The organism is Marinobacter sp. BW6 (genome assembly GCF_008107725.1).
Lineage (GTDB): Bacteria > Pseudomonadota > Gammaproteobacteria > Pseudomonadales > Oleiphilaceae > Marinobacter.
The window spans coordinates 1,109,584-1,136,496 of sequence record NZ_VIRN01000064.1 but is presented as its reverse complement, the minus strand read 5'-3'; the positions used below and the strand labels follow the sequence as shown (position 1 = coordinate 1,136,496).

Below are 26,913 nucleotides of genomic sequence, written 5' to 3'. Positions count from 1 at the left end.
CAGAAAGGGAAGAACCCATGAGCAAAAAAGTCGATCTCTACAGTAGCTCGTACAGCAATTACTCGCTGGAAACCTACAGCGAGGTCCGGCTGGAGACATATGGCGAGGACTATGGGCAAACCAGTTGGGTTTCGACTGAAGAATCTCACGAGATACCCGAGTTACTTCAGCTGACATCGGATTCATCGGTCCTGGACATAGGGTGTGGATCTGGCGGGTACGCTGTCGACCTGGCAAAGCGTATAGGCTGTCGGGTTGTAGGGTTCGAGATAAATGCGTCGGGCGTGAAAACGGCTAATGCGTTGGCCGAAAATGAGAAGGTCAGCGACCTCGTAAAATTTGAACAACACGATGCGTCTAAAGAATTGCCCTATGAAGATAATTCGTTTGACGCCATCTATTCCACGGATGTCCTGTGTCATGTCCCGCTTCGGAGAGAAGTTCTCTCCAACACACAAAGGTTGCTCAAACCTGGTGGGAAATTCGTTTTTAGTGACGCTTTGGTGATTGGGGGACTGATTTCATATGAAGAGCTTGAGAATCGGTGCCCAGATGGCTTGTATTTTTTTAGCCCCCCGGGCGTCAACGAGCAATTAATACAGGAATCCGGTCTCAAGCTGCTTGAAGCTCGCGATACCACGGCGAATTGTGCTCTGTTGTCCAAACGTTGGCACGATGCGCGCGAAAAACGAAAAGATGCGCTTATCGACTGTGAGGGTGAGGAGAATTTTCTGGGCGTGCAGCGATTTTTGGCCGGCGTTCGCCGGCTAACGAGCGAGAGGCGTTTATTGCGCTTTCTGTACACTTGTTCGAAATAGAGAACGGATGACGGTCACGACCGGACAGCCCACTACCGCAGCACTCACAGTGGTTTTTCGAGTAAGATAGATCTGTCTCCGTATCTAAGGGGTGGCCATCTTTATTCGCGCATCTGCCCGATCTTCCTCATCCTGGCTCTGGGAAGAAATCAGAATCAGTTGCCGAATGAAGCTCGCAATTCTTGGATCATAAATATCGTTGTGATCCCGAATCAATTCGCCATCCACCCGTATATTCAAATAAGGATTTCGCCCGGCCGAGGAATCCGTGCGCTCGAGCACTGCGCCTTCAAACGGGATGCGTCTACCTGGCTTGTCTGCTTCCCAGCCCTTGCTGGCTTCAACGAACGTCTGAACTGCCGTGGATGCGCTGAAACCGCCTTGCTCGTCGTCCGCAAGGGTCTCCTCCGCACGAAGGGAATGGGTCAGATAGGGATCGAAGTGGCCCAATGCCGTCACATTGGCAGAGCCCTGATCGATAACTTCGTTCTCCCCGGTAACGGGATTAAGGCGCTGGGCATCCCGCTCGGTTTCAAACAGCGTAGAAAACCAGCGGCCCAGGGGGAATGCCATGCCGGTTGCATCGTCGTCCTCAGAGGTGAGTACCGCCAATACTGGCAACTGGCCCTGAAAGTACCGCCGCCGCTCATTCGCCATGTCACTGAGCGCCGCATAGCGTCCTGCCTCGAAAGCCGGGTTGATCAGGACAACCAGATCCGCGAAGCCGACTGTATCGCTCACCACTGCGTCCGGGCCATAAGTTTGTACAAATCCGTTCTCTAAAATCTCGCTCATCGCTGAAAAGACCAGAGCTCCACCAAAACTGTGCCCCACCACGACAAAACGGGTACGGTGGGGTTTGCCATCGGCAAGCGACTGAGCCCGTTTGGTTTTCTGAACGAGCTCCAGGCGGCTGAGCAATTCAGTCGCGCCACCCCGCCCTACTTTATGGGCGGTATTCTTGCGCTCCCAGAATGTCAGCTCTTTCAATCCAGGCAAACTCACGGAGCCGCCGCGCCAGCCCAGATAGATGCCGACTACTTCCCTTGACGGCGTACCGGTCCTGGCGCTCATTGCTGACTCCAGTGCACTCAATCGACGCAATGACGCTCGAAAACTGGATATATTGTTGTCTCCGGCTTGCGCACTATGCTTCCAGCCATGCACAAACACCACCATCAAAAGATCCTGATGGGCGGCCAAAGTATTGACCTGGCCGATCACCTCCCTTAATTGCCCACGATCCCAGAGCTGCCCCTGATCGTCGAATTCGACAAAGCCCAAGTGGTACTTTTCGTTAATCGCCTCGGGGGACTGAAATACTTGGAGCGTATGCTGAGAACATTCTTCAAGAGGGTTGGCCGAAATACACAAACCAGATTCGGTACGGTAACGCTGATGAGAAATACAGGCCGACAGTGAGAGAACTATTGCAATAATGAAGGCAAGGCGGGTGCCGTTGAAGCGATCTTTCATGACAAATCCCTTTTCGATTTTCTCGGGCAGAACCTCCTGTTACAGCCACTACTCTGCACTTATTCGATTAGCTTCTCCTGCAAGCCGCCCCAAGGCCGCCTCCAGATAACGCAAGCATAGCCCAGGAGGCCGCGAAAGCCAGCATCCAGCAAGCGACGGCGCGGGGGATGTTTTTGCTGTCCAACGACAATCAAACAATATGGGTGTATATTTTTTAAACACCCTCAGATCGAGATATTTCCGGAGTTATCGATCTGTGCCGCCATCAACACGCTAAAAGGATGTGGCGAAATGAATGAACTCAAAGAAAAAATTTCATCCGGGATGAGGTCACCCAGAGACCAGATTGAAAACGGGTCTAACAAAAAAAGCAGTTTGCAAAGGCAGGCCCCCCAGAACATAAATACGCCGTTTTATTTTTACTTCATTGTGATTTTCGGCTTATCCCTCTATCCCGGACTGACTTGGGCTCAGCCCGATCTGATGATCGGGCTAGAAGCGCCAGATACCGCAAACGCCGGAGAAGACATCGGCACTTCCCTCACCTTGACTGCCATAAACCGCGGGGATCGCGTGGCACAGGGGACCCGCTCATCCAACAACGGCTATATGATCGACATTTTCATAACCCGTAAAATCATGCCCACTGGCTATGCCCGCTACGACGAACACTACTTCGATGGCGTCCTGCTCAAGGGTGGACGCGTCAGCAATACCGACACCTTGCCTCCACGGCAACGCGCGCGTTATCACACCTCGGCAATACTGCCAACTGACATTCCACCGGGCCGGTACCAACTCTGCGCCCGCATAGACCCGGGAGACAAAGTCCAAGAGGCCATCGAAGACAACAACACTCATTGCCAGACACTATCGGTTAACGTGTCCCTCATGCTCATTCAAGCCCTGCCGAGATTCGAGGTGCTCCTGCCCGAGCATCGGAATCAGGAACTTCGCATCCTAGAGCGTGAACAGGTCAATCTCGGCCCGCCTTCCGTCACCCCGGAGACCCCAGTCGGCACATCCGACGCTACACGAACCATTCTTGAAGACGGCTCTATCGTCTTGAAATGGCAGGACGGGTCAAAGCGGCGCCTGAGACCGGACGGCCTGGTTGAATACGTTAGTCCGGATGGCACCATAATGTCTCCCATAGCTATCCAGGTTCAGGGCGCCGATCTGCCGGAGCTGCCCGAGGCGTTGGGTGACTGGGGCAGCGGGCTCGCAAACGATCTGTTGGCCATCCTCAGAAACATCCTGACCGACGCTGAATTCGAGGCCTACCAGCAAACCGAGGCCGACAAAGGCTATTACGAGCGTATCAACTGGCGCCTGCGCAGCATCCAGTTCCTGACCGCTCTGGAGGACAACATATAATGCGATTTTGGCATGCATTATTCGTAAGCGCGTTGTTGATGGGGCCGATGTCGATGTCCTGGAGCGAGGAACGTGAAAACAGCTCTAAACTGGCGGACACTTCACGGATCGATACCATGAAGTCTGCCCTCGAAGCGGAGGACAATCAGAGCGGTCTCCAACCGCTGCAGGCCCCGGTGATAATCTCTGGCAATTTGATGGACGCGGAAGGGCAAGCCGCCATGCAGTCCGCCCTCAAGGCCTATTACGACTACCGTACGGAAGGATACGACCACCGACAACGCGTATTCGAGTGGCAACTGTTGTCGTCGCGGATCATCTTTGTCGTTGTCATTGTCTTGGTTGGAGCTGGCATCTATTTTTCGTGGCTGCAGTTTCGGGCGGACCTGAAAGCGACCGACAAGGAGGGAAATCGGGGCCTCTCTACGCTGGAAGCGTCGACCTCCGGCATCAAGGTCAGTTCACCAGTACTGGGTGTGATCATCCTGGTGATTTCTCTGCTGTTCTTTTACCTTTATCTGCAGTACGTCTACCCGATTGAAGAAATACTCTAAAACAGCGGCGGGCTTACTTTCCGATTGGCTACTCCTATAACCCGCATCACGCACGGCCGACTAAAGACAGGGCGTGCGTAGCCCAGCAGGCCACGAAAGCCAGCATCCAGCAATGTCAGCCATAATTCGAATTACAGCCGCCGCAAAGCATCATCTAAGTCCGATTTACGAAACGTTTGGCGCAACGTCTCTCCGGCCATTCGTGCTTCCCACTGCCTGCGTTCTTCAAGCACCGAGTCATCAGCAGGTACGGAATCGAGAACGGACAATGCATAATCGCGGAGCAACTCACTCCGGCACTCGATGACAAGATCGGACGACGCCGCAGTACCGGACCCGGAGTAGGCAAAACAGCGCTGGACATTGCGCCTGGCGCTTTCCCGTTCAGCCGGTGAGATCGCAACCTCCCGCGGGTCGTTGTCGGGAACCAGTAAAACGTTCACGCCCCGCCCGTTAATGGCCTCTGCGGTCTTCCGCGCATCGTTTGGAACGTGGACGTTCTTGTGGTTTGGCCAGATGTCGAACATGCCATAGTCGGCACAGGGGGCCTCTCGCTGAAACGTAAAGAAATCCGGGTAGGCATAAAACTCTGGCCCGCGCTCGCGATAGCGGTCATAGAACGCCGTGACGTAGGCCATGATGAGGGTCATTGCACCAATGCCCTCTAACCGACGAGGGACAACGATGCCAAGGCGATCCGTATCCTGAAACGACGAAAACAAGTCCGCGTGCGGAATGCCCTCGCCATCCTGGGTGATTTTGAAATCGCTGCCTCGCAGGCTGCTGCTGTGCATGGTTATGTCGAACGCTTTCAGAAAATGGGCCTGTCCCGATTCTGAGCGGTCACGACCGGCCAGTCAAAAGCCATAACAACAAGCCAGCAACCCCGAAAAGAAGCACTGCAAAATGAACAGCCAGGTTCTTCCGGACAGTCGGGGCGGGCTTGGCGTTGAAACTGAAATAATCCTCACCAAACAGCCCAACACCGCAGCGCTCACAGTAGTTTTTCGAGTAAGAAACCCGGAGCTCAGACGGCTCAAATTTTTGTCGGCAACTGTAACAACTGGGTTTTATCACTTCGCGCTCCGATTTGTCTGGAAAACCGTATTCAAAAACATCACATACGTGTCACAGAACTCAGCGTCCAGGCTTTACCTTCATTTTCATATGTCGTATTAGTATGCAGTTGTTCAGGGATAGATAGGAAGCAACATTGGATGTTGAAAACACACCTCCGTTTTACCTCCCGTGCTCTCTTGAAATCCTCTGAATGCAGACACGTGCGTCTGGAACAGATTCCGAACACTGGACTCCAGGCATTGAGCATTTGAGAAAATCTGAGAGGGAAGCATGAATAAACGGAAATTGATCGGGCGTTGCGCTGTAGTCTCCAGCTTGGCTCTACTGACCGCTTGCGGTGGTGGTGGCGGTGGTGGTGGAGGCGGCGGCGATAATGCAGAGACAACTCTCTCGCTTGACTCTAGCGGCTACGCGAGCAAAAAAATTGAAATTTCCCCGTCCACGAACGTCAACAACGTCAACCAGCTTTCGACTGATATAAACGACGCTTTTGGTTTACTTGGTGACCTTCATGAATCTCTTTGGGATCAATCCGGAGGGCAGTCGGGAACCACCAATTGTGATGGGGGAGGCACGGCCAACGTCACATACGCGGGCAAAGACTGGAATGTTGATGAAAGCTGGGAGTTCAATGACTGCGTCGTTTCAACCTACGGCCACGGCGACGTTCTGCTCAGTGGCACTTTCCGGTACGTTGATACCCTCACCGGTGGAACCGCGACCAGCGAAAGCTGGAAGGGGTACGAAAGCTACAATATCAACGGGGAGCTCAAGAATAGTGGCGAGCCATTGCAGGTGAAAGGCCGCAGCGACTGGAATCAACTTTTCAGCTGGCAAAATGACACGGCAAGCGGTCGCTTTGTTGACACCATCGAAGCCTTCGAGATGAAAGTCGGCAATCGTTACATCGCTCTTACCAATACGGAGACTCGCCTGGAAGGTACGGAGTTTGACCTTCAATACTCGATGGGTGGCACGCTGATCGGATCCGGGATTAAAGGGCATGTTCAGATATCGACACCCACTCCGGTAAGCATCTCTGTCAATGAAACCTGTCCAACCGAGGGAATCATCCGTATTTCCAGTGATGGTTCTGCAGAAGTTCGATATGGCAGCAGTGCGGCTGGAACAGCAGGCGCCGTAGCGGTGTGGATAGATGGCCAGATTGTTGAAAGCTATGCCGACTGCAACGGCGTTGGCTTTGCACCGATCTTGTGAGGAGTGATGGCGAGGAATATCTTTCCTCGCCATCCATCGCGGTTTCGGGCCGGAACCGTTTCAATGGGCAATGCCATTGTGTCGGATTTTCCAACTCCGAGTGGCCCTAAATTTTGGGGTAGGGTCACACCTGATCATACGAACTGCCACAGGCAATCTCGCACCTATTGTGGAGTTAGCTATTCAGGTCACTGACCTTCAGCTTTCACGGACAGTGGAAATACCGTCGATCTCAGTAACCGTTTTTGCATCCGCCCGTTCAATGATTTTGAGGAGTGTGGATTGAATGGTTTCGTCTTCCCTGGCATCACCGCCACTTGCGAACGTTTGCTTCTGGGGTTCCGCGCCCTCTTCCTCGGTATAAGAAATCACAACCTCGCTGGCTGCATCGGGCGTTTTGCCAGAGTTCGCTTTACCAAAGTACTCCAGCGAAACCAACGGATAGCCGTGAAAGCCCTTCTTAACCTGCTTCGCAATACGCTTTTTTGCTTTATCCACATTCATAGTGAGGGCCTGTCGTTGCGGTTGTTATCTGAGTGCACATCCACACCCAGTCGATACCATTCGCCAATTCTATGCCCTTAACCCCATCCAAAATAGCTCTGCCCCGGTTTTCGCTGTCACCGTAAAAACCGGGCCAGGAAATCCAGCTGATCTTCGATGGACTGATCCAGAGCTTCGCCCCGATAGACATCAAAATGACCGACCCGATAGTGCTTAACTTCCGCGTTCGGCATTCTCCCGGCCGCTTTGGCTGCAGCGCTCGCCGGAGCGACGGTATCGTGGTCGCAAATCAACACCAGTGCCGGGCAGGCGACTTTGCTGGCCAACCGGATGGGCCGAAAAAGAGGAATGGCATAACTCACACCCGCTGCGACGTAATTCGATGCGTTGTCGGCCAGCAAGGGAACATACCCCTCCTGGCAGTCCTCTGCCGTCATCATGCCCAACTCGCCGGGGCGGCCGGCCGAAGCAATATACCGGGGAGACATCCCCAGCCCACGACGAAGCCAGTCAACCGTGCCGTGCCAGGTCAGACGCATCGCCTGCATGATGCCGGCATAACCGACAACCCCCAGCAAAGACGCCAGGCCATCCATCATCGGGCATTGGGAGATGATGCATTTCACGTTCCCATCCTTTGCCGCGGCCGCAACCACAAGCCCGCCGGAAAACGACGTTCCCCACAGGCAAATGCGGCTGCCATCGATACGATCCAGCTGCCGCGCAAAATTCAGTGCCGCCAGCCAATCTGCCACTTCCCTCCGGGGGCTCAGCGTTTGCCGTGGCTGGCCATCACTGTCACCGAAATGGCGGTAGTCAAAGGCAAAGACCGCGTATCCCTCATTGCAGAAGGCTTCCTTAAACGGTGCCAGACCACTGGCATGAGTCAGCCCAAAACCATGGGCAATGACGATACACGGTAAACCTTTACTGCCGGCATCCGGCGTGTAAAGAACACCGCGACAGGTTGTACCATCGCTCTGAAATTCCAGGGGCGTTTCGATCATTGTTTGGCTCGCATGCTTGAAGGTCGAGAGTCTCAGGATAGCTCATTGCTTCAATATCAAACCGCAAGTTCAATAATCTCACCTACCACACCCTCTTCACTCACCTGCAACCGCCCTACCGTGATCGGCAGCGTAAAACGCCGGGGCCAGGCAGATAAGCGTTGCTATAGTGAAACAAGCCCGCCCCACTCCCGTAGTGGCGAGATCCAGTGCAAACGTACAACACATGGCAGGAGCTTCCTATGCCCACTTACACCGTCACGGTCGCGAATCTGTCTCTGTCGCCGCAGCAGAAATCACAGATCGCCGAAGCCATCACAGCGGCCCACAATGCCCAAACCGGCGCTCCCCGGTTCTTTGCCCAGGTTCTTTTTTCTGCGGCCAATCAGGGCGACCACTTTGTGGGTGGCAGAGCGAACACCGCGCCTCAGGTGTATGTGCACGGCTTGGTGCGTGAGGGCAGAAGCATCGAGATCAAACAGGCCCTGATGAACCAGATGCTTGAAGAAATCGCCCAAATCGTGAACATCTCAGCTGAAGATGTCTGGTTCTATCTGCAGGACATTCCGGCCAACCAGATGATCGAGTTTGGGCGGTTTTTGCCAGCGCCGGGCAATGAGGCTGAGTGGGAAAAGGGAATTTCTCCGGGGAAGCGGGCCTGCTTGCCCAAATAACCGCAATAATAGATCTGTCCCGGTTTTCATGGTGTCGACCAGAACGACTTAGAAAAAATAATTCTTGAAGCTTTGCTAACATGAAGTCTACGTTCATTTCATTCTTGATTGCCGGTAGCTCAGAATTTTGGAAGCCAGAATATGTCTCTATTTTTACAAATAATCTTGACCCTATTGGCAGCCTTTTTTGGTGCGTGGTTTACCCTCCAGAGGTTTAGGATAGAAAGGTGGTGGGAAAAAAAGGCTAACGCCTACATCGAGCTCATAGAAGCTTTGCACGATATGGGTTTACCACCTTCCGAGTATTTTGGAGCGGGTGTCGATGGACGAGAGGTTGCTCCTGAGAGGGAAAAAGAGCTTTGGGAAAACTACCATCAAGCAGAAAGACGCGTTTGGAAGATCGCTGACAGTGCTGACTTCATAATCTCCGCCGATGTTTTCGATGCAATCCAAAGAATGTTAAATGGGCTGTCCGAGGCCAGAGATGCCCAAGATTGGTACCAACACTTGGACGAAACCCAAATAGCAGTTGATCGTTGTCTGGAAGAGGTTAAACAGATTGGTTCAGAGGAGCTAGGCATTCGAAAAGGAAAAGATTGGAACCGCTGGGTTCCGGTTGGTTATCTTTATAGAAAGGTCAGAGAAAGATTTTCAGGCCCCAAATGACCTACACCTACCTAGGCTGAACAATGTGGCGCGGAAAACCGGGCACATTCACCCTGGCCTGTCTTGGCATCAGCTTCTCCTTACTTTTGAAGCACAGAATCCGTTCTATGCAGTGGAAGCCGATGTTAACCGAACCAGAGAGGCTGTTGGTAGTGACTCGAGTTGGCTTTCAGACACTGAAGAAGCTGGAAAAATACCCCGGAAAATAAATCTGTCCCGGTTTCTCCGGCGGCATCAACCCATCCTTGCTGTTGAAACACAGAGTCTTTTCTGGGCTGCACCATCAGAGAGAGCGAAAAACTGGATCTGTATCGGCTTTATCCGGCTTTCTGGTTAGGCTCTAAAGTCCGGTACCTTTGAGCCATTTCTCTAAAAACGATGTCTTCCTTGCAAAGGGTGCATCAAGTATGTGGATTAGATATTGTAAAAAATCGGTAGAGTCTGCAAAGTAGTTTGGGTACGCCTCTTTTATCCCACCGACCGCTGTAGTTGACACCAAAGCAACCACTAAATTCGTTTTTTTTGCTGATTCTTTCTCATACTCTATATATTTTCTTTCCGCCTCTTCATTGTTTGAGCTTGAAAATATCGTAGACTCCACTTCTTTTCTTGCGGTATCAACCCTAAGCAAAACATAACCATCAACCTTATGCTCGGATATATGCTCATCAGCTATTTTAAGAGAATGAGCATATGCCTGAAGTCTTTTTACGACCTTTAACTTCGACTCATATTCTTGGATTTCAATTCCAGACTGAAAATAATCTTTATTCTCATTTATTATCCTTTCATATTCGTAAAACTGATCCTGCTGACTCTTGGATACAAACAAGTGAACACTTTCCATCAAAGAAAAATGATCACTGACCAGTCGAAAAAAATTCTTCCATTCGGCTTTGCCCTGATTCGACTTCAAAGCTTGACCTGTAAATAGGTCTACGATTTCAAGCGCGGTAGCCCAATCATGCTGAATCACAGTTCTAACCTGAATCTCGATTGATTTTTTGCCTCCGAAACCGTCTGTAAATGACCCAATCAGATGATAACCTCTATATCCATCATCTTTTGGGTTCTTCACATAGTCTTTATATCTAATTATACCTTGACCGTTTTTGAAATTATCTTTCTTTCTAAGCTCTCTCACTACTTGATAAAGCTTTTTTTCACTTGAAACAATAGCCCGACAACCGCCGATGTCTTGCATATTCTTCAGCTTCATTTTCCTAAATCTTTTGAGCTTTGAGACAATCGACGCGTACCTTTTCAATCTCTTTGCAAATATTGCACTTTTATCTTTTTTTAAAGTCTCCTTTCTCAACAACTCCAGAGCCTTCTCTAAGGCGTATTCGTGTTCAAATCTCCAATATGAAAGAACATCCATGGCTCTATTCAATTCATCAGCCGAGTAATTTCCGTCCTCATGCAGAAATATTTCACCGGCTTTTATTACTTCTTTTCCTGAATACTTGGATCTCATCTCAACCCTATCGCTGTATCAAAAGGACCTTATTATTATCGCGTTGCAAATACTCCGAATACAACCTGGACGGGAAAATATATCTGTCCCGGTTTTCGCTTTTACGGAAGTAGAAGTACATGTTGGCCCAACCTTGGAAACGAGACGAAAAATCCTAGCGGTTTCTGAATTTACTTTAGAAACCTCAATAGTCTTCCTTCTTTCTACAAGCACATCCCTGACAGGCTTTGCCTGTTCTGCAAACGTTTTAGATCGCCGCGCTTGGACATACGCCCAGATTGTACCACCAATGGACGCTAACGAGCCGAGTATTGATAGCAAAATTTCCATTCGATGATGCTCTTCCTATTGCCTAACGCCTTGAATAAGCCGCCTATTGTAGCGGCAGCAGAAAACGGTCGGCTTGATTCATTTGTTAGCACTTTTATCAAACATAGTGACTACTGAAAAATCTGACTCGTACTTTAGTTCTATTCTTTCTACAGCCGACACCAAATCTTCATTTGATATAGTCGAATCTCTCTCTGATACAATTTTTTGCTCTATAACAACATTGTCACTTATTAGCCGAAACCTACCATTTTCTATGCTTTCAACCTTGCCAGTCAAAACCAAAATAACACCAAAAACATGGCTCCCGATTGGTGTTGTTACTAGAAATATACATGCTGTTGGTTTCAATGGATCGTAACCATCTCCCTCAACATCAAACTCGACTTTAAAAAGACTAGGATCAGATCCAGAAATGCTGTGCATTTGGCATATGCTAGAGCCGTGCCGAGATATCTCTTCCAAAGATATATCAACGATATCATTGACTTCAAAATCTGACAAAATTCTAACAGCACACTCTAGAGACTGAAGCTCATCTGAAAAGTCAAATCCCTGCTCGGAGCAGCCAACCTTAAACTCAAGTTTAGGAAGGCTTTCGAATAAAAACTCAGCAAATAATTTTGTTCCAGATGAATTGAGATGATTTAGTAATTTTACAGCATCTCTAAATTTTTTAACTTCTAGCCGGACCCCTTCTCCAATAGAGAAAGAATAGCTTGCAAAACCTGTATACGGATTAAAGGTAAGATCAAAAAATTCGCCCTCGACTCTCATCTTTTTTAAAGAATCTGGAACCATCGCGTTAAATGGAGAGTTATATAGCTTAGCAACAAACGATAAACCTGAAGACAACTTATCCTCTTTAAATCTAATCTTGCCATCCGCTGTTGGCTGCACATTTGGCATCTCCAATTTGCCACCCTCAGAATCAACAAATGGGCTTTTGTTTTTTATGCCAAATCGTGTATCAAAACCTTTAAACTTCGAGATTTCAACTTGCTTTTCAATTCCCAGAGAGACGTCAATTAATGCTTTTAAGTTTTCCTCACCACCTGTAGTAAAAGTCATTTGAGCAAACCCATTCTCATAACCAGTAGATTCAAGGTGAGATTTTTTTATAGCTATATATTCTTCAACACTACCGCCAATATAAGATAAAAAACGTTCTTTCAAACCTGCGCCATTCAACGGCTCTATAGCGTGGCTCTCATCATAATTTATAGTCATTTTACGTTTATTAAAATTATTATCACTGTCACTCTGGTCTACCTGGTGCAGTCTTTTCAAGACCTTGGAAATCAAATCATCATCAACATGAACAACGAACGCTCTTTGAGCAACCTCCTTCCCGTCGAATTCAATAAAGACAAAAAATGCGGGCATTTGCGCGGTAATCAACCGCCTCAAATTTGAGAGCGTTATGGGTAGTTTTCTTTGATTCTTATCGGTTGCCTTAACCTGAACTTTGCACTCAAATGCTGACTTATGGATTTCATGAGTTGAGATTTCGGAGCTAAACGGGAACTCGACAAAAAAGTCCCACCCAGTTTTATCAATTTGTGAACCGTTCGGGATTAAACCAACATCAGCACACCAAAGGCTGAAGGTGCTCTCTCCCATTAACCCTAAGTCTCTCATAGTTTCCTTATTGCGCTAACGCTTGGCTTTTCAGCGCACAGAAGCGCAGCGTAGGTACGTCCGACAACAGCCACTTGTCAAAAATTATTCGATCAATCCATGGCAGTGTTTGTATTTTTTCCCGCTCCCACACTGACACAAAGAATTCCTAGAAGGTGATTTAGGGGTGCTGATAGGCGAGTTACCAACACATGCTAGGTAATAATCAATGGCCTCAATTATTGTCTCGGGCCGAAACGTAATCCCAAGATCAATCATCTGATACACCTGCGCTATCTGATTCTCCTCCGTTGGAATATCAACAGCCTTTACTTCCCCCTCCTCGAGCCTCTGAAATACCTTAGCGATTAGGCCGATAAAATGCATCCGGTTACCAGAGTAGAACCCGCCTCGCTTGTCAGGATGCGATCCTGCGTAGTAAATGAAGACTGGGCTCCCACTTGAGCCGGGAAAAACAGAGGCATCGATCAAGAATTTTTTCTCGCCATCAAAGTCCACATAGCAAGCAGTTGCAGTCATTCCTTTTCTGGCGATTGGGAGCATATTTTTGGTGTCCCAAAGACCGCTTGGGTAGCCAATAAATACAATTTCCTCCATCGGCCCAATGAACTTATCAAGATGCTCCTCAGTCGGGAACAAATCTTCTGATATATGCTTCCAAAACGCCGTGCTTCCGATTCCTCCGTTTTCTGACATGATCTTTGAGACATTCATGACAGTGACATCAACGGTGGGATCGGGATGACCTATAAAGTTCGATGCAGAAAAGCTAACTTCATGAAACTCACCTAAAAGTGGTTGCTTGTCTTCACCTCCACCTATTCCTTTCAATACAAAAAAGCGTCCAGCGAGCACTCCTTCAACGACGTGCTTGTTGGTTACAAGCCACAGCCGTTCGTCACGAAAAAAGAAGAAGCCAGTACCAACCGAGGTGCCGTTCGCTTTCTTTCCTTCGAGCCGAACCGTCGTGTGTAAAAGTTCTTCTGCTAATGACAGCATATTTCTCTACTTTTTAACGCCAGTGGTAATGGGCGGCAACGGAGCGCAGCGTAGTTGGCGTCCCGTTGACCACATTGTTAAGTTTTCTGACTCCAAAGCTCAGCTTCATTGACATAGGCTCGATAGAACACGAGGCCAAGTTCTGCCAAAGCCACTGGGTGGAGATCACGGATTCTTTCCCGGAGATGCTGCCATGGTGGGTTGTACCACTTTCCTCTATTCTTGAAACGCACAACTTCAGGATCGGTAGGCACGATTCTGGTATCCAGATCGAGCAATATGTCGGGTGAATCCAAATCTATCGTCAAAGTCCCATTTTCCAGCCGTGATGAAATTGAATTGAGCTGAAAACCACGTCCACTTTTATCAATTACTGCCATCTTAAGAGGCTTGGTCACTGTGGGCGAAACGCTATGCATCTCTGCATTTCGTGCCTGCCGTAAAAACACCAGCAAAGGGTCCTTTTTCCGCAGCTCAGTGTATGGCTTATGCCATTGCTGGAAGCCCTTCTTCGATTTGAGCGTTCGTTCGGTGAACTCCCAGGCTCTCTCTATTCGGAACAGAAAATTCTCCCAGCTTTCCTGAAACTCAGAAAAATCTGTGGTGGATTTCATGCAATCGATCGCTTTATTCGCGATGTCGAGATCTTTCTTGGGACCTAATAGGTTCATAGAAACTTAACAGTGATTAGATAGCGTGCTTCGTTATTGCAATCAGATGAGCGTCAATAAAAACTCAGAACCAAAACTCAGTTTTTTCCAATTAAACTATTTAAATCAAAGCGCTACGCTGCGCTAACACTCTGGTCGCGCTGTAATCATTTGACAGCTTCGTTATTGCAATAACGAAGCACCAATGATCCCCCGACACATGGGAAATGCCTTACAGCCAAAAAACTCCTTCCCAGTATTTTCTCCACGCTTCACCGTGCGCTTTACCATCTCACCCTGGCACTTCGGGCATCGTGGCTCACTATTTTTCTTCGCCACGACCTCCTTCACATGCTTGACGTGATATCTGTGATTTTTGAACGTAGCCGCCAGCCGCCCGGATTCAATGGCTTCGATCACCTTCTGAACCTCAACATCCGAGAGCCGCTGCTCGGTTTGGGCTTTGATATAGCGGACATACCCACCACCGTGGGTCACGTTCTCCGGCATGGGCGTCTTGAATGTGGAATCCCCTACAAAGACCACTACCGAAAAAACCTGCTCATCACTCAGGCCCAACAGATTTTGCAGAGTCTTAACGTGTTTGTAGTTTTGATGCAGCGGGTTCTGAAATTTCTGCGAGTACTTGAAGATCTTCTGGGTCCAATACCGCTGTTTGGCGTTACCGAAGATCCAGCCCTTCATGTTCTTGGTTTCCACCACAAAAACCCCGTACCGGGAAACGATGATGTGGTCGATCTGGGTAGTGCCGTCTTCGGTGGGCAGGGTGACGTTCTTGATCAGGTGGTAACGGGCTTTATCGAGAAACAGTCTGGCTGAAAGGTTAACCACAGCTTCCCCGGCTCTGCCTTTAAACCAGGGAGATTTGATGACCGCCGCCACCAGCAGAAATAGGGGAATCAGATACCAAATCTCGGTCGAAATGTTGTTCTGGAGGGCGTGCAATATCTGGGTGTGGTCCATCCGTTATCCTTAACAGCGGCGTAAGTCCGTTTCTTATAACTACACACTAGCCTAATCGTAAGGAAACTTCCTACCCGTCGGACGTAAAATTTGGTAACTCCGATACGAAAAAGCCGCCCGAGTTAGGGGCGGCTTTCCAACCAATAGTGAGCAAATCAGTTAAGGTATTTCCTCAATCCTGCCCGTCACGCTTTTGCCGCATCAGCGCATAGATGCCAACAGCAACAGCCGCACCGGCAGCCAGGAAGTACTCAATATGCACCCCATCACCCAGCGCTTCGTGGCCGGCATGGCCAAAAGTAGCGCCAGAGATCAGAAGCAGGCCGGCAGTCACAGTCAGTCGGTTAGTCAGTTTCATGGTTGTCTCTCCGTAGTTCGTTTAAATCTCAAAATCCGTTGTCGTTAAGCAGTCTCGGCAAGCTTCTCAGGCCGGCGCTCCGGCAGCATGCCCCGCTCCAGAATGAAGCTGATGATCGTCTCCAGCCCTACCCCGTCGTACAGGTTGGTGAACACGAAGGGGCGTTCGCCGCGCATTTTCTTGCTGTCCCGTTCCATTACATCCAGGGAGGCATGCACCTGTTCGGCGATGTCGATCTTGTTGATGATCAGCAGGTCGGATTTGGTGATGCCGGGGCCGCCTTTACGGGGGATCTTGTCGCCGGCGGAGACGTCGATCACGTACAGGGTGAGGTCGCTCAGTTCCGGGCTGAAGGTGGCGGAGAGGTTGTCGCCGCCGGATTCCACCAGCACCAATTCCAGATCCGGGTGGCGGCGCTGGAGGTCGTCGATCGCCGCCAGGTTCATGGAGGCGTCTTCGCGGATGGCGGTGTGGGGGCAGCCGCCGGTTTCCACGCCGAGGATGCGGTCTGCGGCCAGGGCTTCGTGGCGCAGGAGGAAGTCCGCATCTTCGCGGGTGTAGATGTCGTTGGTCACCACGGCGATGTCGTAATGGTCCCGCAGGGCTTTGCACAACTGGCGCAACAGGGCGGTTTTGCCGGAACCAACCGGGCCACCCACTCCAACTCTCAGACAATGTGTCATGGCAGATCTCCTCAATTGTTATTCAGCTTCTGAAAAGCCGTGAATACTGTGTTTCATGTAGGGCACTTCCGAGCGCCAGTCCCGGCAGGATGGGCCCGAGTTCGTTGTCATTCCGTTCCAGGGCCCTGTCCACTGCCACCGACAGCTGCGGTCGCAGCCGTTCGATAATGCGCTGGGCAGCGGTGTGGCCCAGGGGCAATGCCTTGCAGGCGACGGCAAGCTGGTTTTCCAGCCAGGCCCAGGCGAAGCCGAGCAGCGTCTGGCGCACGGGCACAAAGCGTTTATGGGCGGCCCAGGCGAACATGGTGATGTAGCCGGGCTCTTCCGGAATCAGGTGTGGCTGGGGCAGCAGCTCCAGGTTGCGCAAAAGAGTGACGAGGGCGCCGCCGAGGCGGGTGTCTTCGTCGCTCAGTTCGGCGGTTTCCCGGGTGGCGTGTAGCCAGTCGTTCCACTTTGCCAGCGTAATGGCATCGCCTTCGGCCCACGCGGTCTGCAAACGCACCAGCAGGGGCAGTTCGCAGCGGCTCAGGCCGTCTTCCAGAACGCCTTCAATCCACTCGGCCAGTTCGGCCTCGTTGTTCACCCAGCCCAGTTCAAAGGCGCTTTCCAGGCCCTGGGACCAGGCGAAGGCGCCGATGGGCAGTGCCGGGCTGACCAGTTGCATCAGGCCCAGCAGGGCCAGGTCGTCCACCTGCGGGGTGGCGGCCTCAGTGGGTGTGTTTCTTACTGTGGCCATGGCTGTGCCCGTGGTCGTGATCGTGTGAATGACTGTGGCTGTTACCGTGACTGTGACCATGAGAATGCCCGGCCTGGGAATAGGCACCGGGTTCCGGATCAAACGGGGCGGTGTGATGCACCACGGTGGCGCCCAGGCGTTCCGCCAGCTCTTCCAGCACGTGATCCGGCGGGAAGCGCACCCAACTACCAAGCTCGTCTTCGCCGATGGCACCGCCGGAGCCAATCTGGAGGGAAACGTGGCGGTTGCCCAGGTGGTAACACAGGCGGGCCAACGGCTGGCCGGATTCGATGCGGGCCGTGACTACCTGCTCTGCGGCGGCGCGGATACGCACGATCTCGCCGGTTCGGGCCTGCAGCAGGTCGCCGTCTCTTAGCACCGGGCCGCGATCCAGGAACAGGCCCACGTCCACGTTGGTTTCGGTGGTGGCCCGCAGCCGGCCGCGAATGCGCAGTTCGTAGGGCAGGATCAGGTTGTCCAGGATTTCGCTGGTGTCGATCCCGGTGGATTTCACATCGCCGATGCGTTCAATCAGTTCCAACATAAAAAGTCCTCTTATCCCCGGCTCAGAACAGCCTTGAGCTGTATTGACTAAAAGAGATGGTAGCGCTGGGCCAGGGGCAATTCGGTGGCGGGCTCACAGGTGAGCAGTTCGCCGTCGGCATGCACTTCGTAGGTTTGCGGGTCCACGGTGATGTGCGGGCACCCGTCGTTCAGTTTCATATCGCCCTTGCGCACCTCGCGCACGCCCTTGCAGGCGGATAGCGGGCTGTCCAGGCCAAGCTCATTGCCAATACCGGCATCAATCGCGGCCTGGCTCACAAAGCTCAGGCGGGTGGCACTGGCGGCCTTGCCGAAGGCGCCGAACATCGGGCGGTAGTGCACCGGCTGGGGCGTGGGAATCGAGGCGTTCGGGTCGCCCATGGGCGCGGCTGCAATCATGCCGCCCTTGAGGATGGTGGCCGGCTTCACGCCGAAGAACGCCGGGCTCCAGAGCACCAGGTCCGCCAGCTTGCCCACTTCCACCGAGCCTACTTCGTGGGCGATGCCATGGGTGATCGCGGGGTTGATGGTGTACTTGGCGATGTAGCGTTTGGCGCGCAGGTTGTCGGCGCCCAGGTCCTCGTCTTCCGGCAGCAGGCCGCGCTGCTGTTTCATCTTGTGGGCGGTTTGCCAGGTGCGGCACACCACTTCGCCCACCCGGCCCATGGCCTGGGAATCGGAAGCAATCATGGAGATCACGCCCATGTCGTGCAGGATGTCTTCTGCGGCAATGGTCTCGCGGCGGATGCGGGAGTCGGCAAAGGCCACGTCTTCCGGGATGTTCGGGTCCAGGTGGTGGCACACCATCAGCATGTCGAGGTGTTCGTCGATGGTGTTCACGGTGTAGGGCCGGGTCGGGTTGGTGGACGACGGCAGTACGTAAGACTTGGAGCAGGCGGTGATGATGTCTGGTGCGTGGCCGCCGCCGGCGCCTTCGGTGTGGTAGGTATGGATGCAGCGTTCCTTAAACGCGGCCAGGGTGTCTTCCACAAAGCCGGATTCGTTCAGGGTGTCGGTGTGGATGGCCACCTGTACGTCGTATTTGTCCGCCACGGTGAGGCAGTTGTCGATGCTGGCCGGGGTGGTGCCCCAGTCTTCATGGAGTTTCAGGCCCATGGCGCCGGCCTGGATTTGCAGCTCCAGGGATTCCGGCAGGGAGGCGTTGCCCTTGCCCAAAAAGCCGATGTTCATGGGCAGGGAATCCACCGCCTGGAGCATCTTGCCAATGTGCCAGGGGCCCGGCGTGCAGGTCGTAGCGTTGGTGCCCGTGGCCGGGCCGGTGCCGCCGCCGAGCATGGTGGTAATCCCGCTCATCAGGGCTTCTTCCACCTGCTGGGGGCAGATGAAATGGATATGGGCGTCAATGCCGCCGGCGGTTAGGATCTTGCCCTCGCCAGCGATGATTTCGGTGCCGGGGCCGATGACGATGGAGACGTCTGGCTGGGTGTCGGGGTTGCCGGCTTTGCCGATGGCGGCGATACGGCCTTTCTGGATGCCCACGTCGGCTTTGACGATGCCCCACCAATCCAGAATCAGGGCGTTGGTGATCACGGTGTCCATCACCGCCGCATCGGCGCGCTGGCTCTGGCCCATGCCGTCGCGTATAACCTTGCCACCGCCGAATTTTACTTCGTCGCCGTAGTGGGCGGCGTCGCTTTCCACTTCAATCCACAGGTCGGTGTCGCCGAGCCTTACCCGGTCGCCGGTGGTTGGGCCGTACATGTCTGCGTAGGCTTGTCTGGTGATTTTCATTTCTGGCCCTCCAGTTTGCCCATGACTTCCTGGCGGAAACCGTAGATTTCACGGCCTCCGGCGAACGGGATCAGTGTCACTTTGCGGCTTTGGCCGGGTTCGAAGCGGATGGCGGTGCCGGCAGCGACGTCCAGGCGATAGCCCCGGGCCTTGGCGCGGTCGAAATCCAGCGCCGGGTTGGCTTCGGCAAAGTGGTAGTGAGAGCCGATCTGGACCGGGCGGTCGCCGGTATTGGCCACCTCAATCTCGATGCGTTCGCGGCCTTCGCAGAGCTCGATGTCGCCGTCTTTCAAATCATATTCACCGGGGATCATGGCGCGCTCCTTACACGATGGGGTTGTGGACGGTGACGAGCTTGGTGCCATCGGGGAAGGTGGCTTCCACCTGCACTTCGTCGACCATTTCGGCAATGCCGTCCATCACGTCATCACGGGTGAGGACTTCGGTGCCGGCGGTCATCAGCTCGGCCACGGTGCGGCCTTCGCGGGCGCCTTCCATGATTTCAGCGCTGATCAGGGCCACGGCTTCCGGGTAGTTGAGCTTCAGGCCTTTGGCTTTGCGGCGCTCGGCCAGCAGGGCTGCCGTGAACAGCAGCAGTTTGTCTTTGTCTCTGGGCGTTAATTCCATCGTTGTTCGCTCCGCTTATCGCTACGCAATTCGTCTGTTGTTCAGGTCAGCCAGATTCGGGGAACGCTGGCTGGCTGGCCGGTAAGTCTTGGCCGGATGAGTTCCCAGGCTTGCTGGCACAGCGCCCAGGCTTCGTTTCGTTCCTGCCCCAGGTAACGCAGCAGCACCACGCCCCGTCGGCGGGTAACCGCCCAGCGTTTGCTTTCCGGCAGGCTTTCTCTGAGCTCTTCAATGGCGCCGGCTTCGTCCTCCAGGCCAACCACCCAGAGGGTGGCCTGCACGGTGGCACCGCCCTGGCCCCAGTGGCCTTTGAACCGGGGGTGGTTCGGGTCCATGGGCTGACGTTCCAGCCACAGGGGGCGGCCATCCATGAGCAGGCGGAATCTCTGTTCCAGATGGCCGGAGATGAACGGCAGTTTGCTGGCCGGACGACCCAGGGCCAGGATTTCCCAGCCGATGCACTTGGCGCCGCTTTCCAGTTCGATGGTGGTGCTCTGTTCGCCCCGGGAGCCATCGAAGGCCAGGGTTTCCTGGGGCAGGTATTCCAGAGTGCCGCCCTGCTCCACCTTCAGATGGGTGTTCTGGGCCCAGGCAACGCCGTGGCTGTCGGCCTTGTAGAGCTTGGCCGCGGCGGGGGTGGTCAGCAGGGTGTGGGCGCCTTTACCGACCCGGGCTTCAATGCTCAAGGCATCGCCGCTGACCAGTCCGCCCGGTGGGTGCAGCAGGTACACGTGGCAACAGCCGTTACGGCCTTCCGGGTAGAACGGGCGCTGCACTCTCAACGGGCCGTTATGGCGCACATGGGTCATGCGGGTCGCGGTGTTGTCGCCATCCGGGCGGGCGTCGAAGCCCAGGGCAATGGACGCCGCCCAGCGCCGGCCCTTGTCGAAACGATGGCCGGAGTCGTGGGCGGGCTCTATGCGCTCGAAGACCGTCATACCGTCAGGTGCTTCTTGATCAGTTCATCGGTCAGGCCGGCAATCTCGTCTTCCGCCACCCGGCGACCGCGGTCGAGAATGGCAAACCGGTCGGCGTATTTGCGGGCGAACGGCAGTTTCTGCTCCACCAGCAACACGGTCAGGCCGTCTTCCTCGATAAGCTTGCGAATCACCTCACCAATCTGGGCCACGATGTTGGGCTGAATGCCCTCGCCCGGCTCGTCGAGGATCAGCAGGCGCGGCTCGATCACCAGGGCGCGGCCGATGGCCAGTTGCTGTTGCTGGCCGCCGGAGAGGTCACCGCCCCGGCGGTGGCGCATTTCTTTCAGCACCGGGAACAGCTCGTACACCCGCTCGGGAATTTTCTTGCTGCCGTCCTTGCGCACGGCCAGGCCGGTGCGCAGGTTTTCTTCCACGGTCAGCAGCGGGAAAATCTGCCGGCCCTGAGGCACATAGCCAATGCCGAGGCGGGAGCGGTCTTCCACTTTCTTTTTGGTGAGTTCCACGTCGCCGGCGAATTCGATGCGGCCGTTCTTGGTGGTTTCCTCGCCCATGATGCATTTCATCAGGGTGGTCTTGCCCACGCCGTTGCGGCCCATTACGCAGGTGCACTGGCCCTGGGGCACCTCCAGGTCGAGATCCCAGAGGGTATGGCTTTCGCCGTAGAACTGGTTGAGCTTTTCAATCTTCAGCATTACGCCTCCTCCCCGAGATAGACCTTGATCACTTCCGGATCGTTGGAGACCTGGTCCATGGAGCCTTCCGCCAGCACGCTGCCCTGGTGCAGCACGGTGACCTTGCGGGCGATGGAGCGTACGAAGCCCATATCGTGCTCCACCACCACAACAGACTGCTTGCCGGCGAGGCTGGTGAGCAGTTCGGCGGTGCGTTCCATTTCCTGTTCGGTCATGCCGGCGACCGGCTCGTCCACCAGCAGCAGGCGGGGTTTCTGCATCAGCAGCATGCCGATTTCCAGCCACTGTTTCTGGCCGTGGGAGAGGATGCCGGCGAGCCGGTCACGCAGGGCTTCCAGGCCGATCATTTCCAGCACTTCGTCGATCCGGTCCCGGTATTCGGCTTTCATCACGGCGGTGAGGGTGGGAAACACCCGCTTGTCCGCCGCCATGGCCAGTTCCAGGTTTTCGAACACGGTAAGCGCTTCGAATACCGTGGGTTTCTGGAACTTGCGGCCGATGCCGAGGGAGGCAATGTCCGGCTCGTTCATGGTGAGCAGGTTGTGGCGGCTACCGAACCAGACCGAGCCGGTGTCCGGGCGGGTTTTACCGGTGATGATGTCCATCATGGTGGTCTTGCCCGCGCCGTTGGGGCCGATGATGCAGCGCAGCTCGCCGTCGTCGATGGTGAGGTTAAGGTTGTTGATGGCCTTGAAGCCATCAAAGCTCACGTTTACGTCTTCCAGGTACAGGATGGGGCCGTGGCGCACGTCCACCGGCGATTGCACCTGGGTCAGAAACTCGAACACGTGCTCGCGGTCGGTCAGCTCCTGAAAAAAGCTCATACGGTTGCCTCCTGCCCGGTGGTGGTGTCGTCATCTGCCTTGGCTTTTCTGCGCTTCTGCAGCAGCCCGGCAATGCCCTTGGGCAGGAACACGGTCACCAGCACAAACAGGCCACCGAGGGCGAACAGCCAGGCGTCCGGCATGATGCCGGTGAACACCGTTTTGGCGTAGTTGACGAGAATGGCACCAATCACCGCTCCATACAGTGTAGCTCGCCCACCGAGAGCCACCCACACCACGATCTCGATAGAGAACAGGGGCGAGAATTCGCTGGGGTTGATGATGCCTACTTGAGGCACGTACAGCGCCCCGGCCACACCCGCCAGCATGGCCGAGACCACGAACACAAACAGTTGTACCCGTTCCACCCGGTAGCCCAGGAAGCGGGTACGGGCTTCGGCATCCCGACAGGCCACACTCACCCGGCCCAGCTTGCTGGTGACAATGCCGCGGCAGATCACGTAGCCAATGGCCAACGCGATGCCGGTGGCAATGAACAGCCCAAGGCGGGTGGCGTCCGTGCGCAGGTTGAAGCCAAGAATGTCCTTGAAGTCGGTGAGGCCGTTGTTACCACCAAAGCCCATCTCATTGCGGAAGAAGGCCAGCATCAGCGCGAAGGTGAGCGCCTGGGTGATGATCGAGAGGTACACCCCAGTCACCCGTGAGCGGAAGGCCAGGAAGCCGAACACCAGTGCCAGCAGGCCCGGGGCCAGCAGCACCATGATGAAAGCAAACCAGGCCATGTCGAAGCCGTGCCAGAACCAGGGCAGCTCCTGCCAGTTCAGGAATACCATGAAGTCCGGCAGCACCGGGTCCCCATACACGCCGCGATCACCAATCTGGCGCATCAGGTACATGCCCATGGCGTAGCCGCCGAGGGCAAAGAAGGCGCCGTGGCCCAGGCTGAGGATACCGAGGTAACCCCACACCAGGTCCACCGCCACCGCCAGCAGTGCGTAGCACAGGTATTTGCCCAGCAACGTCACGGTGTAGGCGCTGACGTGCAGGGCGCTGTCCTGGGGCATGAACAGGTGGAGGAAGGTCACCACCACCAGGGCCGAGAACAGCACGCCGAGGAAGATCTGGGTTGAACGTTCCTGCAAGGGTCTTGTTAACCACATACCTTAACCCTCCGCAGCCCGGCCTTTCTGGGGGAAGAGCCCCTTCGGCCGTTTCTGGATAAACAGGATGATGAACACCAGCACGATGATCTTGGCGAGTACGGCACCGGCCCAGGGTTCAAGCAGCTGGTTGATGGTGCCCAGGGAAAGCCCGGCAATGAGCGTGCCCCAGAGGTTACCGACGCCGCCGAACACCACCACCATGAACGAATCGATGATGTAGTTCTGGCCCAGGTTGGGACCCACGTTGGTGAGCTGGGACAGCGCCACACCGGCCAGGCCGGCAACGCCGGAGCCCAGGGCAAAGGTCATGATGTCTACCCGGGTGGCGCGGATGCCCATGGAGCGGGCCATGGCACGGTTCTGGGTAACGGCGCGCACTTCCAGGCCCAGGCGGGTCTTGCGCATGATCAGCATCAGGCCGGCGAACACGATCAGCGCAAACGCCAGTACGTACAGGCGATTGAGGGTCAGCGAGAGCGCGTCGTTGATCACCAGGGAGCCGCTCATCCAGTCCGGCGTCACCACGGTGCGGTTTTGTGGGGAGATCACGGTGCGCACCAGCTGCTGCAGGATCAGGCTGATGCCGAAGGTGGCCAGCAGGGTTTCAAGGGGACGGCCCTTGAGGTACTGGATCACGCTGCGTTCGATGATGATGCCGGCGGTGGCCGCCACCATGAAGCCGGCGGGAATCGATAGAATCAATGCCAGGCCAGGCTGGCCGGGAAAGAGTTGCTGCATGCCCCAGGTGGTGTAGGCACCCAGCATGATCAGTTCGCCGTGGGCCATGTTGATCACGCCCATCACGCCGAAGGTGATGGCCAGGCCGATGGCGGCGAGCACCAGGACCGAGCCGAGGGAAAGACCGAAATACAGGGTCTCGGCGGCGCGGTTCAGTTTCAGTTTCTGTTCGATGCTTTCCAGTGCTTTGGTGGCCCTGGCAGCCAGCGCCTCGTTATCACTTCGGACGGCTTCGTTCAGGGCTGCGCGAGCGCGCGGGTGCAGGCTGCCGGCAAGTACTTCCACGGCCTCCAGGTTGCCCTCACCCACCCGGTAGATGGCCACGGCTTCTTCAATGCGGTTGCGTACGCTGGCGTTCTCTTCCAGCTCCAGCCGCGCTTCCAGCGGCTCCACCAGAGAGGCATCCACCTTGCCCATCATGTCTTGTGCGGAGGCTTCACGCACATCGGGATCTGCGGCATTCAGGTCCAGCATGGCGAGTATGCCTTCAAGCTGGCCCCGTATTCGGTTATTGATGGCGACTCTGTCCAGCTCACGGCGGGACATTTCGCCCATGTCCTCTCCGGTCAGTGGATCGGCGATTTCCCAGTCCCTGCCCCGGTTGTTCAGTACCAATACCACCTGCCCGGTGTCTTTTACCCGGCTAAGGCGGTTATTTCCATAGGCTTCGAGCCAGCCTCTGGCTCTTTCATCACCACTGCTGACGATGGCGTTCACCGCCTCTTCCACCTTGCTGGCTGGCGCTTCTGCGAGGTTGATCAGCAGAGCCTTGCCAGGGTCGTCCTCCTGAGCCATTACAGGAAGCGACAACAGGGAAATCAGGGCGATAAGCAGCAATGTGAGCGATCGGCAGATGCTCATGAGTGTGTCCTGTCTATTGAAAGCGTGTTGCAGGGCAACAGCCGGGGGCAGCGTCCGCCACCCCCGGTTGTCATGGTGCTATACCGTTTCTGCCTTACTCGGCTTCAGCGGCCATTTCGCCCGCAGACGCGCCACAGGTGCCGGTTGCCGTGTTGAAGGTTCCGCAGAACATGGGCTTGCGCCAGTCGGCGATCATGTCCCGTGAACCCGGCAGGTAGTCAGACCAGGCATCGCCGGCAACCAGACCAGAGGTTTCCCAAACCACAGAGAACTGACCGTTGTCCTGGATCTCGCCAATCAATACCGGCTTGGTGATGTGGTGATTTGGCATCATGGCGGCGTAGCCACCAGTGAGGTTCGGCACGGTAACGCCGATGATGGCGTCTTTAACCGCGTCCACGTCGGTGGTACCGGCTTTCTTGACTGCTTCCACGTACATGTTGAAGCCGATGTAGTGGGCTTCCATCGGATCGTTGGTGACCGCTTCTTCGTTGCCGGTGTGCTCAATCCACTGGTCGATGAAGTCGTAGTTGGCGTCGTTGTCCACGCTCATGAAGTAGTTCCAGGCGGCCAGGTGGCCAACCAGCGGGCCGGTGTCGATACCGGAGAGTTCCTGCTCACCCACGGAGAAAGCAACAACCGGGATGTCGGAGGCCGCGATGCCCTGGTTACCCAGTTCACGGTAGAACGGCACGTTGGCGTCGCCATTGATGGTGGAGACAACGGCAGTCTTCTTGCCGGCGGAACCGAAACGCTTGATGTCAGACACGATGTTCTGCCAGTCGGAGTGACCGAAAGGCGTGTAGTTGATCATGATGTCTTCCTTGGCCACACCCATGTCCATCAGGTAGGTCTCAAGGATCTTGTTGGTGGTACGCGGGTAAACGTAGTCGGTACCCGCCAGCACCCAGCGCTCTACGCCAATTTCATTCATCAGGTAGTTAACCGCAGGAATCGCCTGCTGGTTGGGCGCAGCGCCGGTGTAGAAGACGTTTTCGGAGGATTCCTCACCCTCGTACTGTACCGGGTAAAACAGAAGGCCATTCAGCTCTTCCACCACCGGCAGTACGGATTTACGGGAAACCGAGGTCCAGTTACCGAAGATCACGTCGACTTTTTCCTGGGCCAGCAGTTCGCGGGCTTTTTCAGCAAACAGCGGCCAGTTGGAAGCCGGGTCTACAACAACCGCTTCCATCTGACGGCCGAGCACACCGCCTTTGGCGTTCTGTTGCTCGATCAGCATTTCAACGGTGTCTTTCAGAACGGTTTCACTGATTGCCATGGTGCCGGACAGTGAGTGCAGGATGCCCACCTTGATGGGATCTTCCGCTGCAACGGAGTTAAAGGAGATGGATAGTGCGAGTGCAGAGAGACCAAGTTTCACGTGTTTTTTGAGGTTCATTTCAGGCGTCCTTTTCTTAGTTGGGTATGCAGTTCGTCTTCAAACGCAGCAGGGCCTCTGCATCTGCTGTTCCACACTCCTCATATCCCACTAAAAAACAGTGACTTATCTAGTATACAAGGCAAATCGTGGAAGCCCGCGCGGCTGAATGCCCCTCCAGAGCGCAGTATTTCTGAG

28 protein-coding genes are annotated in these 26,913 nt (G+C 54.5%); 6 read left to right on the top strand and 22 right to left on the bottom strand.

The features are described 5' to 3' along the window. The first annotated feature begins 17 nt into the window (after positions 1–17). On the top strand, positions 18–818 hold the full coding sequence (locus FMN52_RS13805; RefSeq protein WP_148609161.1) for a class I SAM-dependent methyltransferase: 801 nt from the start codon (positions 18–20) through the stop codon (positions 816–818). Positions 819–902: 84 nt separating this feature from the next. Here the strand turns inward: FMN52_RS13805 and FMN52_RS13800 are convergent, their stop codons facing one another. After that, positions 903–2,294 (bottom strand): esterase, encoded by a 1,392-nt coding sequence (locus FMN52_RS13800; RefSeq protein ID WP_148609160.1) that lies wholly within the window; start codon positions 2,292–2,294, stop codon positions 903–905. Positions 2,295–2,867: 573 nt separating this feature from the next. Between FMN52_RS13800 and FMN52_RS13795 the strand changes: the two genes are divergently transcribed. Next, positions 2,868–3,671: a protein nirG gene (locus FMN52_RS13795; RefSeq protein WP_162525034.1), complete on the top strand. Its 804-nt coding sequence runs from the start codon at positions 2,868–2,870 to the stop codon at positions 3,669–3,671. Beyond that, positions 3,671–4,225 carry a hypothetical protein gene (locus tag FMN52_RS13790; protein ID WP_148609158.1) on the top strand — a complete coding sequence of 185 codons (555 nt, stop codon included), beginning with the start codon at positions 3,671–3,673 and terminating at the stop codon, positions 4,223–4,225. Before FMN52_RS13795 ends, FMN52_RS13790 begins: the two co-directional genes overlap by 1 nt. Before the next feature lie 131 nt (positions 4,226–4,356). Here FMN52_RS13790 and FMN52_RS13785 read toward each other — a convergent pair whose 3' ends face one another. Next, complete coding sequence (locus FMN52_RS13785; protein WP_148609157.1) at positions 4,357–5,019, bottom strand: hypothetical protein; 663 nt, start codon at positions 5,017–5,019, stop codon at positions 4,357–4,359. 556 nt (positions 5,020–5,575) lie between these two features. Between FMN52_RS13785 and FMN52_RS13775 the strand changes: the two genes are divergently transcribed. Further along, positions 5,576–6,523 (top strand): hypothetical protein, encoded by a 948-nt coding sequence (locus FMN52_RS13775; RefSeq protein ID WP_148609155.1) that lies wholly within the window; start codon positions 5,576–5,578, stop codon positions 6,521–6,523. A 198-nt stretch (positions 6,524–6,721) separates the two neighbouring features. On the opposite strand, the gene FMN52_RS13770 is transcribed toward FMN52_RS13775, so the two are convergent. Then, a complete protein-coding gene (locus FMN52_RS13770) occupies positions 6,722–7,027 on the bottom strand; it encodes a hypothetical protein (RefSeq protein ID WP_148609154.1) in 306 nt (101 codons plus the stop codon). A gap of 116 nt (positions 7,028–7,143) precedes the next feature. After that, entirely contained in the window at positions 7,144–8,034 is an 891-nt protein-coding gene (locus FMN52_RS13765; protein WP_148609153.1) for an alpha/beta fold hydrolase, read from the bottom strand. Between the two features lie 242 nt (positions 8,035–8,276). On the opposite strand from FMN52_RS13765, the gene FMN52_RS13755 reads away from it, so the two are divergent. Further along, positions 8,277–8,708 carry a tautomerase family protein gene (locus FMN52_RS13755; RefSeq protein WP_148609152.1) on the top strand — a complete coding sequence of 144 codons (432 nt, stop codon included), beginning with the start codon at positions 8,277–8,279 and terminating at the stop codon, positions 8,706–8,708. 141 nt (positions 8,709–8,849) lie between these two features. Then, positions 8,850–9,374: a hypothetical protein gene (locus tag FMN52_RS13750; protein ID WP_148609151.1), complete on the top strand. Its 525-nt coding sequence runs from the start codon at positions 8,850–8,852 to the stop codon at positions 9,372–9,374. Positions 9,375–9,714: 340 nt separating this feature from the next. Here the strand turns inward: FMN52_RS13750 and FMN52_RS13745 are convergent, their stop codons facing one another. The 18 genes from FMN52_RS13745 to urtA form a co-directional block, all read right to left on the bottom strand. Continuing rightward, positions 9,715–10,851 carry a RelA/SpoT domain-containing protein gene (locus FMN52_RS13745; protein ID WP_148609150.1) on the bottom strand — a complete coding sequence of 379 codons (1,137 nt, stop codon included), beginning with the start codon at positions 10,849–10,851 and terminating at the stop codon, positions 9,715–9,717. A 408-nt stretch (positions 10,852–11,259) separates the two neighbouring features. Next, positions 11,260–12,804, bottom strand: a complete 1,545-nt coding sequence (locus FMN52_RS13740; RefSeq protein ID WP_148609149.1) for a DUF4365 domain-containing protein — start codon at positions 12,802–12,804, stop codon at positions 11,260–11,262. Positions 12,805–12,906: 102 nt separating this feature from the next. Beyond that, on the bottom strand, positions 12,907–13,821 hold the full coding sequence (locus tag FMN52_RS13735; protein WP_148609148.1) for a trypsin-like peptidase domain-containing protein: 915 nt from the start codon (positions 13,819–13,821) through the stop codon (positions 12,907–12,909). Positions 13,822–13,898: 77 nt separating this feature from the next. Then, the gene (locus FMN52_RS13730) at positions 13,899–14,435 is read right to left on the bottom strand and encodes a hypothetical protein (protein WP_148609147.1); all 537 of its coding nucleotides are present in this window, start codon (positions 14,433–14,435) and stop codon (positions 13,899–13,901) included. Positions 14,436–14,654: 219 nt separating this feature from the next. Beyond that, positions 14,655–15,455 (bottom strand): NERD domain-containing protein, encoded by an 801-nt coding sequence (locus FMN52_RS13725; protein WP_148609146.1) that lies wholly within the window; start codon positions 15,453–15,455, stop codon positions 14,655–14,657. A gap of 172 nt (positions 15,456–15,627) precedes the next feature. After that, positions 15,628–15,813, bottom strand: a complete 186-nt coding sequence (locus FMN52_RS13720; protein ID WP_148609145.1) for a hypothetical protein — start codon at positions 15,811–15,813, stop codon at positions 15,628–15,630. 44 nt (positions 15,814–15,857) lie between these two features. Then, on the bottom strand, positions 15,858–16,496 hold the full coding sequence (gene ureG, locus FMN52_RS13715; protein WP_117618110.1) for an urease accessory protein UreG: 639 nt from the start codon (positions 16,494–16,496) through the stop codon (positions 15,858–15,860). Between the two features lie 22 nt (positions 16,497–16,518). Continuing rightward, the gene (locus FMN52_RS13710; RefSeq protein ID WP_148609144.1) at positions 16,519–17,232 is read right to left on the bottom strand and encodes an urease accessory UreF family protein; all 714 of its coding nucleotides are present in this window, start codon (positions 17,230–17,232) and stop codon (positions 16,519–16,521) included. After that, positions 17,204–17,776, bottom strand: a complete 573-nt coding sequence (gene ureE / locus FMN52_RS13705) for an urease accessory protein UreE (protein WP_148609143.1) — start codon at positions 17,774–17,776, stop codon at positions 17,204–17,206. Before ureE ends, FMN52_RS13710 begins: the two co-directional genes overlap by 29 nt. A gap of 47 nt (positions 17,777–17,823) precedes the next feature. Then, positions 17,824–19,527, bottom strand: a complete 1,704-nt coding sequence (gene ureC / locus FMN52_RS13700; protein ID WP_148609142.1) for an urease subunit alpha — start codon at positions 19,525–19,527, stop codon at positions 17,824–17,826. Further along, positions 19,524–19,841: an urease subunit beta gene (locus FMN52_RS13695; RefSeq protein ID WP_148609141.1), complete on the bottom strand. Its 318-nt coding sequence runs from the start codon at positions 19,839–19,841 to the stop codon at positions 19,524–19,526. Before FMN52_RS13695 ends, ureC begins: the two co-directional genes overlap by 4 nt. A gap of 10 nt (positions 19,842–19,851) precedes the next feature. After that, on the bottom strand, positions 19,852–20,154 hold the full coding sequence (gene ureA / locus FMN52_RS13690) for an urease subunit gamma (protein ID WP_008175208.1): 303 nt from the start codon (positions 20,152–20,154) through the stop codon (positions 19,852–19,854). A gap of 41 nt (positions 20,155–20,195) precedes the next feature. Beyond that, positions 20,196–21,092: an urease accessory protein UreD gene (locus tag FMN52_RS13685; RefSeq protein ID WP_148609140.1), complete on the bottom strand. Its 897-nt coding sequence runs from the start codon at positions 21,090–21,092 to the stop codon at positions 20,196–20,198. Further along, complete coding sequence (urtE, locus tag FMN52_RS13680) at positions 21,089–21,787, bottom strand: urea ABC transporter ATP-binding subunit UrtE (protein WP_148609139.1); 699 nt, start codon at positions 21,785–21,787, stop codon at positions 21,089–21,091. The genes FMN52_RS13685 and urtE overlap by 4 nt, the downstream gene beginning before the upstream one ends. Then, a complete protein-coding gene (gene urtD / locus FMN52_RS13675) occupies positions 21,787–22,611 on the bottom strand; it encodes an urea ABC transporter ATP-binding protein UrtD (protein ID WP_148609138.1) in 825 nt (274 codons plus the stop codon). Before urtD ends, urtE begins: the two co-directional genes overlap by 1 nt. After that, a complete protein-coding gene (gene urtC, locus FMN52_RS13670; RefSeq protein ID WP_148609137.1) occupies positions 22,608–23,732 on the bottom strand; it encodes an urea ABC transporter permease subunit UrtC in 1,125 nt (374 codons plus the stop codon). The genes urtD and urtC overlap by 4 nt, the downstream gene beginning before the upstream one ends. Before the next feature lie 3 nt (positions 23,733–23,735). Then, a complete protein-coding gene (gene urtB / locus FMN52_RS13665; RefSeq protein ID WP_148609136.1) occupies positions 23,736–25,334 on the bottom strand; it encodes an urea ABC transporter permease subunit UrtB in 1,599 nt (532 codons plus the stop codon). Between the two features lie 94 nt (positions 25,335–25,428). Continuing rightward, a complete protein-coding gene (gene urtA / locus FMN52_RS13660) occupies positions 25,429–26,736 on the bottom strand; it encodes an urea ABC transporter substrate-binding protein (protein ID WP_148609135.1) in 1,308 nt (435 codons plus the stop codon). Between the last annotated feature and the right edge of the window lie 177 nt (positions 26,737–26,913).